The 11836-nt window shown below is 32.5% G+C and carries 6 protein-coding genes; 3 read left to right on the forward strand and 3 right to left on the reverse strand.

Features of this window, described 5'->3' with window-relative positions; genetic code table 11:
• Nucleotide 1: 1 nt before the first annotated feature.
• Entirely contained in the window at nucleotides 2-3607 is a 3606-nt protein-coding gene (locus HPY79_05400; protein ID NSW45230.1) for an HD domain-containing protein, read from the reverse strand.
• A 130-nt stretch (nucleotides 3608-3737) separates the two neighbouring features.
• On the opposite strand from HPY79_05400, the gene HPY79_05405 reads away from it, so the two are divergent.
• Nucleotides 3738-4568: a universal stress protein gene (locus tag HPY79_05405; protein ID NSW45231.1), complete on the forward strand. Its 831-nt coding sequence runs from the start codon at nucleotides 3738-3740 to the stop codon at nucleotides 4566-4568.
• Nucleotides 4569-4573: 5 nt separating this feature from the next.
• Here HPY79_05405 and trpS read toward each other — a convergent pair whose 3' ends face one another.
• Entirely contained in the window at nucleotides 4574-5569 is a 996-nt protein-coding gene (gene trpS / locus HPY79_05410; protein ID NSW45232.1) for a tryptophan--tRNA ligase, read from the reverse strand.
• A gap of 61 nt (nucleotides 5570-5630) precedes the next feature.
• Nucleotides 5631-7808, reverse strand: coding sequence for a glutamine synthetase III (locus HPY79_05415; GenBank protein NSW45233.1), 2178 nt, complete (start codon nucleotides 7806-7808; stop codon nucleotides 5631-5633).
• A gap of 271 nt (nucleotides 7809-8079) precedes the next feature.
• Here HPY79_05415 and HPY79_05420 point away from each other — a divergent pair, with 271 nt between their 5' ends.
• Together HPY79_05420 and HPY79_05425 are read left to right on the forward strand one after the other, a co-directional pair.
• Nucleotides 8080-10110 carry an acetate--CoA ligase family protein gene (locus tag HPY79_05420; protein NSW45234.1) on the forward strand — a complete coding sequence of 677 codons (2031 nt, stop codon included), beginning with the start codon at nucleotides 8080-8082 and terminating at the stop codon, nucleotides 10108-10110.
• 102 nt (nucleotides 10111-10212) lie between these two features.
• The gene (locus HPY79_05425) at nucleotides 10213-11253 is read left to right on the forward strand and encodes a T9SS type A sorting domain-containing protein (protein ID NSW45235.1); all 1041 of its coding nucleotides are present in this window, start codon (nucleotides 10213-10215) and stop codon (nucleotides 11251-11253) included.
• The last annotated feature ends 583 nt before the right edge of the window (nucleotides 11254-11836 follow it).

Consider the following 11836-nt stretch of genomic DNA (forward strand, 5'->3'; position numbering starts at 1 on the left):
ATTAGAGTAATTTATTAAGTTCGTCGAGTTGTTTGGTTTTGTTTGTATTTCTTTTTCGTTTAGCTGTTTCAGTAAAATATTGGTGTTTTCGAATAAATTCATATTGTAGTTTGTTCCAATCGTTAAGTGAACGTATTTTTTTTCGTTCGTATAATTCTCTGAATAAGTTTTGCGATACTGGAATAAAATCGTTTCTCCCGAGATAGTCTAAGTCGGCATCGCAAATAATGCTTTCGAGTAAGTCTTTAGGTTGAGGTGGAAATTTAGTTGCTAATATTAAACGACAAATGGTATCAATTTGGTCTTGTCTGAAATTATAATTTGGTAGAATTTCGCGAGCAAATTTTACGCTTTGCTCTTCATGGTCGTCATAATTGCCGCTAATAAAGCCCGAATCATGTAAAAGAGCAGCCGTTTTAAGTATTAATAATTCTTCTCGATTAACTTTTTCGCCTAGTGCGAGCATTTCTACTTGAGTAATAACGTCGATAGTATGTTTTACGTCGTGATAGTATAAATTTTTAGGCAATTTTTTTTCTAACAATGTTAATACAAATTCTTCTAGGTCATCGTATATCAGAAACTGGCGTTTAAGTATGAATTTATCGTTAGGTTCGTTAGGATTATCGGGGTTTGCCATATCGGGACGTATTCCTTTTACGAAATACATATCTATTTCGCCTTTATGTTTTACAGGGAGTTTTCCTCTGTATTCGCATATAAAATAATCTTTAATTCGCCCGTAAACATCGCCCGAGATATTAATTTCACCAGCAATACTCGATGATTCCATACGAGAGGCGATATTGACTGCATCGCCCCATATATCGTAAGAGAACTTTTTGCTTCCAACGACTCCGGCTACAACCGAGCCACTATGAATACCGATTCGGATAGACCATTGATAACGGAAAATATTTTTGTTGTTTTTAATAAATTCTTGCATTTTTAATGCTACCAGTGTAACATCAATAGGGTTAGTTCTGTTTTTCTTAGGCACACCACCAGCACACATATAAGCATCGCCAATTGTTTTTATTTTTTCTACACCATATAAATCACAGATGTCGTCGAAATTTTTAAAAACCAAATTAAGTTCGTCGATAAGCATTTCGGGAGCCATTTGTTCTGTAATGTGTGTAAATCCCTGAACATCGGCAAAAAGAATAGAAACAAGTGAAAACTTCTTTTTTTCAACAGAACCTTTTTCTTTTAAATCTTTTACAGCTTCTTCGGGTAAGAAATTACGAATAAGCTCATCTACTTTTTCTTTTTCTTCTGCTAATTGCTTTGTTCTTAAATTAAGCTCTGTTTCGATATGGTGCTTTTCTTTTGCAAATAAATAAGCTCTCCATTGAAATATCATAATAATGAGACTGCTCACTAAAACGATGTAAATGATGTATGCATACCATGTTCTATAAATAGGTGGCAGTATTTTAAATTCAAAAATAACTTCGTTAGAAATTGTTCCATAAATATTTTTTGCGCGAACATGAAAAATATACCGACCTTCGTAAAGGTTTGTATATTCTTTAAAAGTATTGGTTGTCCAATCAGACCAGTGTTTGTCGAACCCTTCTAAATAGTATTGATATTGGATGTTATGAATACCATCAAAATAAGGAGCAATAAACTCAAAGTGAATATTATGATTTTTATATTCAATTTCTAATATATTAGGGTTTTCGGGCAAAAATGTAAAAGCAGAAATGGTATCTTTACCGGTTATGATAGACGATAAATAAAGCATAAGTTTACTGGTATCTTGAGTGAGCTTTTTGGCATCAAATCGTATAAGTCCGTCGAAAGTTCCAAACCATGTAACAGCATTTGAATCGGGGAAAATCGATTCTATTGTAAATTCACGAATTATTTTAAAAGGATTTTTAATAATCTTGTAATTATTATTTTTGTAAAAAGCTACGGCGGTTTCTTTTTCGTATATGCCTTCTTTGCCCGAACTAAACCAAATATTTTTATATTGGTCTTCTTTTAAAGGGAATATCCATGTGTTGGGTGATTTAACAAGTAAGGTGTCTTTAATAAATTCATTAATCAATGTGTTATATAGAAAAGGACCTTTTTGTGTACTAAATATAACACCTCTTCGGGTTGAATAAACGTCGATCCATCCAGTTCCAATAGGAAATCCTTTTCCCGATTTAAAATGATTTATAATTTGAGCTGTGTTATTTTTAAGGTCAACTCTCACTTGATAGGTTCCACTATAATCTGAACCGAGCCAATAAGTTCCATCCCCATTTTTAGCAATAGTTCGTATATGATCTGAAAGCTCTGAATGAATTGCTGTAAACTGGGGTTGTCCTTTTATAAATTCAATTTTTCCAATACCATTGTTTAATCCCACTAAAATTATATTGTTTAGAGTATCTAATGCTAAAAAGTCTTCAAAAATATATTGTGAATTGATAATTTGTATTTTTTCTTTTTTATTTATGAAATATAAACCGACATCGGTGCTCAGTAATAGGCCGTAAGGCGTTGGCATCATTTTATTACAGTCTACTTGAATTTCTTTTAACAGTTTAAACATATTACCTTGTACAGACTGTTTTAGAAAGAAAGTGTTATCTAAATATCTTAATCCTTGAGTTGTGGCTAAATATATTTTATTGTTAAATCTACATATATCAGATACTCCACCTTTTACGCCATTAACTGTTGAGAAATATGAAAATGCCGAATAAATTTCAATTCTCGACAAACCATTATTCATAGCAGCCCAAACATTATTCCATTTGTCGAGATAAAGTGCATTGATGTTATCGTTAATCAAAAGGTTGTCGGTAGAAAGTTCAAAAAGTGCATGCCCTTTGGTATCCATACCAATTATTCCTCCGCGATAGGTACCAAATACATATATAGAGTCAGGAGTCATTATATGACAAGAGTACTGATGTTCGTTAATATAATTTTCTATTTCGTTTTTGAAAGGGATTATTTCGCCAGCTTTGGTTAATATGTAAAAGTTTTTTTCGTTGCGAAATTTTAAAAGAAAGTTATTGTAATAAGGAATTAAAAAATCGATAATTTTATTATGAAGCGATTGAGTGCTTAACCAAAGTATCATATTGCCATTGGCATATTGATAAAGTCCGCCGGGCTCTTTAAAAATAAAAAGTTTATCGTTGATTGTATAAAGTTCCAAAAGGTTGGATGTGCTATCGATCACTCTAATATTTTTTCCGTTATAAGCGAATAAGTAAGAGTAATTACCAATAAATAAAATTTCGTCTCGGTAAGAAATAATCGATGTTATATCGCCAATTTTTTCTTTTAATGCAGATGAATTTATAAGTGATTTAAATTCGTAAATGTTTTTTTGTCCAGTAGTTATTATTCCAAAATCTTTGTAAACAGCAGCATAAACATTTTTTTTATAGTCGGTGCACAAGCGAGGAATTCCTTGTGCAGGAATCAACGACCAATGAACGCCATCGTATTGAATAATACCACTTACATTACTAATAAAGTAAATTCCCTTATCGTTTTGGGCGATAGAAAAATTTTGACTTTCGTAACCATAAACTTTTGGTGGGAAATTTTGTACCAGTGGGAAGCCAGCTTCGTCGAATTGAGCCATTAAAGCTGAATTAATTGAAACAAAAAATAATATGAATAAGTTTTTTAACAATTTAATAAATATTTATTAGTTTTGCCCAAAAATAAAGTACAAAGTTAATCTTTTATTGAAATATCTTAAAATATTATTTATGGAAAAAAATAAAAAAACGGTATTAGTTCCTTGTGATTTCACCGAAGTTGCTATTAATGCGTTGCATCATGCTGCTATTTTAGCAAAAAAAATTAATGCTAGATTGGTTGCTTTTAATGTAGTTAAAAAGGAAAAAGAAATAGTAGATACCATTGAGCAACTTAAACAATTTGTTGTTAAAGCAAATTTACCCAAAGATTTGGAATTAGAATATGCAGCAAAAGAAGGTAATATATACGATACGATTAAAGAAAAAGCCGAAGAAATTGGAGCAATCTTTATAGTAATGGGGACCCATGGTATTAGTGGAATGCAAAAGCTAATAGGTAGCAAAGCCCTTAAAGTAATTGCCAACTCTGTTATACCGTTTATTGTCGTGCAAGATAAGCCAATTCCCGATCATTATTTTTCTAAGATAGTTATCCCTGTTGATTTTACAGTAGAAAATAAAGAAAAATTAAAATGGGCACATTATATATCAGTATATTTTAATTCAACAATGATTTTGTATGTGGTGAACATTACCGACGAAGTATTATTGAAAAAAGTAAAAGCAAATTTATTATTTGCTAAAAAATATTTTGAAGAACGTGAAATTAATTACGAAATTCATATAGCAGGTTCTGATAAAAAATTCGAAGATTCTATTATTGAATTTTCTGATAAAATAAAAGCCAATGGCTTACTTATAATGACGACCAAAGATCCTCAATTTACAGATTATATTTTTGGTGCAGAAGAACAACAAATAATCGCCAATAATGCGAAAATACCTGTTATTTGCATAAATCCACGAACTGATATTAAGAAATTTCAAGGCTTTAACTAATTATTTTAGAAAGCTTTAAAGCCTATAATTTCTCTAACTTCGCGAAGTGTTTTTGAAGCGCTTTGGCGAGCTTTCTCGGCACCTAAATCAATTACTTTCTTTAAATAACTATGATTGTTCGATAAGGCTTCGATTTTTTCTCTTATAGGACTTGTAAAACGAATAATATCTTCGGCAATTTGTTTTTTCATATCGCCATATCGAATTTGGCAATGGTTATATTGTTCAAGAAAATATTGATAGGTATCGTTACTTGACATCACTTTCATGAGTGTAAATAAATTAGCAATGGGTTCTGTCATAGGTTGATTGGGTTCCGTTGGACCGCTGTCGGTAACGGCCTTCATTACTTTTTTGCGAATAATTTCGGGGCTATCGGCTAAATTTATAGCATTCCCTTCCGATTTTCCCATTTTGCCACTACCGTCTAGTCCAGGAATTTTTACAAGTTGTTCGCCAAAATTATAAGCCACTGGTTCGGGAAAATAATCTACCCCGTACATACGATTAAAGCGTGCAGCAAAATTGCGAGTCATTTCTAAATGCTGTTCTTGGTCTTTACCAACGGGAACTTTATGGGCTTTATGTATAATAATGTCTGCAGCCATAAGAACCGGATAAGTTAGTAATCCGGCATTAACATTATTGGGTTGCTTACGAGCTTTTTCTTTAAAAGTAGTACAACGTTCAAGTTCGCCCAAATAAGCATTCATGTTTAATAATAAATAGAGCTCGGGTATTTCATGTATATCGCTTTGACGATAAAGAACACACTTTTCGGGATCTATACCACAAGCTAAATATTCTACCAACACTTGTTTAGTGTTTTCGAATAAATTCTCGGGTGTAGGATGCGTAGTAAGCGAATGAAAATCGGCAATAAAAAAATAACAGGTATGTTCTTCCTGAAGTTTCAGAAAATTTTTTATGGCTCCGAAATAGTTTCCCAGATGTAAGTTCCCTGTTGATCGAATTCCGCTTACAATTATTTCTTTTTTCATGCTTGCTCGATTTATGATGCAAAGGTAGCTATTTTTATGTTTATTATAACGATGTATGTTATTAACGAATAAATAATAATTCGCGATATTTAGGAAGTGGCCAATATTCGTTATCGATAATAAGTTCAATTTTATCGGAATGATATCTTATTTTATCAAGATAAGGTTTAACATTGTTGGCATACATTTCAGCTTTTTGACGAATATTGTTTACTGCATTAGCCAGTTTCCGTTCGTTTTCCATTTCTTGTTTTAATTTATACAATGCTTGTGTATGTGTATTTAATTCTTTCAAGAGTTTGGTATGCATCGAAAAATGTTTCGATGACATTTTAAGTTGTTTATAGTGGCTAATGATATCGAGTAATAACTTCTCGTATTTTAATGAAGCAGGTATAATATGATTATCGATTAAATTTCCTAAAACACGCGATTCGATTTGAAGTTTTTTAATGTAAAATTCTAACCGAACTTCGTAACGTGCTTCTAATTCGTATTCTTTAAATACAGATAATTGTTCAAAAAGCTTTATAGACTTAGGGCTTATATAGGCTTTAAGTGCTTCAACGGCTGAATTAGTAGTTGATAATTTTCTTTTTTTTGCTTCTTCGTGCCATTCGGTTGAGTAACCATTTCCATCGAAAACAATATTTTTGCTTGCAGTAAAGAACGTTTGTATTGTTTTCAGAAGAGCCTCGTCTTTATTAAATTTCTTTTTTATAAAATTGTCGAAGGTTTCTTTAAACAAAATCATTTGTTGAGCTACGGCAGTATTTAGGGCTATGAGTGAGGCCGCTGGATTGGCAGAGGAGCCCACTGCCCTAAATTCAAAACGATTACCGGTAAAGGCAAAAGGTGAGGTTCTGTTGCGGTCGGTATTGTCGAGTAGAATTTCGGGTATGCTACTAATGTCAATTTGAAGTGCTTTTTTTTCAGAAACGGTCATTTCTTTTTTAGAAAGCGTTTTGTCAATTTCGTTTAAAACAGAAGAAATCGTTTTACCCAGAAACACGCTTATAATATTGGGTGGTGCTTCGTTTCCACCTAACCTAGCTTCGTTTCCTAATGTTGCAATCGAAGCTTTGAGTAAGTCGGAGTGTTCGTACACGGCTTTAATAACAATGGCTATAAAAGATAAAAAACGAAGATTAGATTCGGTAGTATGCCCTGGTGAAAGTAAATTGGTCCCTTCATTCGTCATTAAAGACCAATTACAGTGTTTACCAGAGCCATTTATTCCAGCAAAAGGTTTTTCGTGAAGTAGAATTCTAAAGTTATGTCGTTCGGCAACCTTACGCATAATGTCCATTAGTAGTATATTGTGGTCGTTGGCTAAATTGGCATATTCAAAAATAGAAGCACACTCAAATTGATTAGGTGAAACTTCGTTATGCCTTGTTTTTAGTGGGATTCCTAATCGCCATGCTTCTATTTCTAAGTCGGCCATAAATGCTTTAACTCGTTCTGGAATACTGGCAAAATAGTGATCTTCGAGTTGTTGGTCTTTAGCTGATGCATGCCCTAATAAGGTTCTGCCAGTAAGCATTAAATCAAATCTTGCATTGTATAGCGATTCGTCAACTAAAAAATATTCCTGTTCCCATCCAAATGTAACGGCTACTTTTGTCTCTTTACCGAGAAACAATTCGCATAATGGTGCTGCAGCTTTTTCAATTGCGTGAATCGACTTTAAAAGTGGCATTTTGAAGTCTAGTGCTTCGCCTGTATAGGAAATAAATATAGAGGGGATACAAAGTGTTTTACCAATGATAAAAGCTGGCGATGATGGGTCCCATGCTGTATAGCCTCTTGCTTCGAATGTACTTCGAATACCGCCACTCGGAAAGCTTGAGGCATCAGGTTCTTGTTGTACAAGTTTATCGCCCGAAAATTTTTCGATTACATTACCATCTGAGTCGGGCTCAAAAAAAGTATCATGTTTTTCTGCACTTGCTTCATTTAAAGGTTGAAACCAATGGGTATAATGTGTTGCTCCGTTTTCTATAGCCCATGCTTTCATGCCTAACGCTATTTGGTCTGCAATTTTTCTCGAAATGCGTTCACCCTTTTCAATGGATAGAAATATTTGGTTATATGCTTCTGAAGATAAATATCGACGCATCTTAGATTTGTCGAAAACATACTTACCAAATTCTTCAGGTACAGATTTAATCTCTATGGTAGCAACCGGTTTATGCTTAAAAGACTCTTCTAAAGAACGAAAACGTAAAGTACTCATGTTTTTTTTTGTATGCAAAAATAATTATTTTTCTTTGTTTATCCATTTACAATTTTGACGATGGAGCATAATAGAAAAAGATTAACAATAAAATTTGGTTATTGGTAAACTTTTAAGGCTGTTTTAAAAGATATAAAAAATTAAAATTTACTTAACATACGTTTTTTTTAAGTTACAAATTATCAGTTTTATACGTATTCTAAAAAAATATAAAAAAACTGATAAAGATTGAAAAAAATGATTTAATTTTGAGTTCTAAAATTTATGAGCTATGACAAACGAAGAAACCGAAAAAAACCTAGAGGCTGCACGTCAGCTAATTGAAAAAATTAAAGAACAACTTGGTTACGAAAACGAAAAAATAGAGGAGTTTAAACTTAAAATGTATCGCGAAAATGATTTTAAAGTAAGCAAATTTCAAGCTTACACGGGTCCAAATTATTATTTAGACCGTGCTGCATTAGTATTTAACATTTTTATATCACCTGTTGGTGATAGTGTTGATTTTTTTAAAGAACACGTTTCGAAAGTTTTTCCCAAAGCTTTAGAATGGGAAACGCCGTATGTTATTGACTTATTCTGCAAAGTTTTGCTCGAAACGTTGAAAATGGATATAGATTTGTTTATCAATAAGTATTCTATTTCGACCGATGGCGATGAGTATGTTGTTGCCATAGAATATCTCGATAAAAAAGTAGCTAAAGAAGCCGTTTATTTAGTTTCCGATTGGTTTTATGCTATTACCAACGACGATTATAAATTCGATTTCGTTAAGAAATGGCAAGAGCTTCAAGCAAAATTTGACAAAACCTTATATGGTGGACCCACAATATATTCGCTTATTGAAGCAGGTTTAAAACGCGATATTCCTGTTATTTATCTATACGAAGAAAATCAATTCATGTGGGGTTATGGGAAAAAACAACTCAGAGGGCGCTCTACCACTTTCCATAATGACGGAATAAAAGATACAGAGTTTACCATGTATAAGGATATGGTAGGCGATTTTCTTGTAAAATGTGGATTCCCAACTCCTCAAGGAACCAATTGTTATACTGAAGAAGAGGTATTAGAGGCAGTAAAAAAATTATCTTTCCCTGTAGTTGTAAAGCCCGTTGCTGGACATAAAGGACAAGGAGTTACTACCGGAATAGAAAATGAAGCACAAGCATTAGAGGCATTCAGAAAAATTGTAAAAGCTGCTCAAGAAGAAGGAGTAAATTTTGATGGTGCTTTGGTTCAACAGCAAATTTATGGAACCGACCACCGTTTATTAGCAGTAGGTGGAAAATTTGTGGCTGCCCTTGAGCGTGTTCCGGCCTATGTTGATGGTGACGGTATTAATACCATTGAAAAGCTTATTGAAGAAGAAAATAAAAAAATAATTCGTTTAGATAATGCTCGTTCGCCTTTATGTAAAATTAAGATTGATGATAATTTAATTGAATTTTTAAAATTACAAGGCTTAACATTAAATGATGTGCCTAAAGCTGGTGAGCGTATTACTTTACGTCGTGTGGCTAATATTTCGGCCGGTGGTGTGTCAATAAATGTAACAGATAAAATTCACCCACTTAATGTAAAAATGGTAGAAGACATTGCTTCGTATTTCAACGTGCGTTGTTTAGGTATAGATGTTTTGGCTCAAGATATTGCTAAACCTTGGACTGAAGGTAATTTTGGAATTATCGAAATAAATGCAGGTCCTGGAGTATTTATGCATTTAGCTCCTGCTTACGGTGGTAGCATTGATGTGCCAGGCAAAATTATTCTTTCACATTTTAAACGTCCCGAAAATTCTCGCATTCCAATAATTGCTGCTAATTATGTTACACAAGAATTCGCTAATTTGCTTAATGCAAAATTACACGAAATCAATCCTAAAGTATTTTTCAGCAGCTTAACACGTAAAGGAGTGTATTTTAATGGCGAATATTTCTATAATAATCCCAATCATGATGCTAACGTAGAAAACATGCTACGTCATCCTAAAGTTGATTTTGCACTGATTATGCATGAGTCGGATGATATTTATGATTTTGGAATGGTTCATCGTGGCGCCGATCTTGTTATTCTTGACGAGCCTCGTTATGCAGAAGAAAAAACATTATTAAGTCAATTATTGCCAGGTGGGCATGTTTTATGGGTAGATGGTAATCAGATTTATTTAAAAAATAACGGCGATGTACTCAATTCAACAACATTCGATGAAAATAATCCCGACGATAAAGAACAAAAAATGTTATCGCTTATTGAACCATTGTTGCCCGAATTATTATATAAATATGAATTCAACGATTAAAATTATCAATAAAATTATTTAAGAAAGAGGCTGTCTCAAAAGAGCAGCCTTTTTTCTAACAATTAAATAGAATTTGTATCTTTGAGCAAAAATTAATATTATATGAAACACTTAATTACATTAATATTATTATTTTTTTTTACAAATATATTTGCACAAATAACTATTACACAAACCGATTTGCCGACGGTTAATGATACTATTTATTATAAAATGGGAATTATAAATAATTTCGATTCAAATGTTACGGGGGCAAATGTAGTATGGGATTTTAGTCAAGTATCTTTTAATAATCAACGGGCAGATACTATTATTTCTGTAACATCAACTCCAATTGTATATAATGTAATTTTTAACTTTACTATAGCCAATTTAGCCTTTATAAATCAAACTCCGCCAAGCTTGGGGGTTGGAATAACCGTATCGGATTATTATGATTTTTATAAAAAAACGAGTTCTTATTATCGTAAGGCTGGTTTTGGAGCCACTATCAATGGGGTTCAAACACCGGTAAAATATGACTATCCTGAATTATATTTTAAATTACCTTTAACTTATGGAACAACTGATTCGTCGGTTTCTTCATATGGCTTATCAATCCCCAATTATGGTTATTATGGACAAACGATCAATCGCAAACATATAGCCGATGGATGGGGGACGCTGATAACTCCTTTCGGCACTTACAATGCCATTCGTGTAAAGGAAACGGTGAATATTACCGATACAATATTTAGTGAATCAATGAATTTTGGATATACCATAAATCGACCTGTTAGTTACGAATATTATTGGTTGGCTAATGGAATGAAAGGTCATGTAGTGAAAATAACTAAAAATGGACCATCTAATATTATTGAAGTTCGTTATGATCCTCTACTTTTTGTAAATAATTTGTCGAATACCGATATTTATGTGTTTCCCAACCCAGCTGCAAACCAATTATTTATTAATCAACTACCTGAAGGTGTTAAGCATATTGCTCTAACGAATATATTGGGACAAGTATGTTTTAATAGTCAAAGTATTGAAAAAAATATAATGCTTAATATAAGCACATTGCCTAATGGAATATACTTTATTGAAATAAAAACTTCCAAAGGATGCTTTAAAAAGACCATCGTAGTGGATAATAAACAATAATTGACCTTGATAAAATAAGGAATATTCGAGCAAAACTCGTTTAACTAAATAAATACGTTTTACAAATAGAAGACCTAAGGCGATTTATAAAGTTATAAAAAGCTTCTTTTAATTTTCAAGCCAAATTAAACCAAAATTAATCATTGAAACCTTTGCAAAACTTCTTTTTTGGTCGAGTCCAACCTTTCTCTCGTCATTCTGAGCTTGTCGAAGAATGACCCCATTGCCCATTTTGTTTTGCGTATGGTTATACCTCGACAGGCTCGGTATGACGGTGGGTGTAGAGTTTATTCTTCTAAAAATATTACTTTGAGACCTTTGCAAAACTCCTTTTTTCTTCTCATATAATTGAAAAAAAATTGAAAATAAGATTGATTTTTTTACGATTACTATTGTTTTATTCTAATTTTGCTAAGGTCTTATTTTCTGATTTTTTTAATTTTATATCGTTAAAATGAGTCCTTTGCAAGGCTATTAACATGCAAATATGTGATTGTTAATAACTTATTGATGTTTTTATTTAAAATTCCAGAAATAATGGTTATTTTAGCGTTATGAAATTAGAAAAATCAGGAAATATGAC

Source organism: Bacteroidales bacterium, assembly GCA_013314715.1.
Classification (GTDB): Bacteria; Bacteroidota; Bacteroidia; order Bacteroidales; family GWA2-32-17; genus Ch61.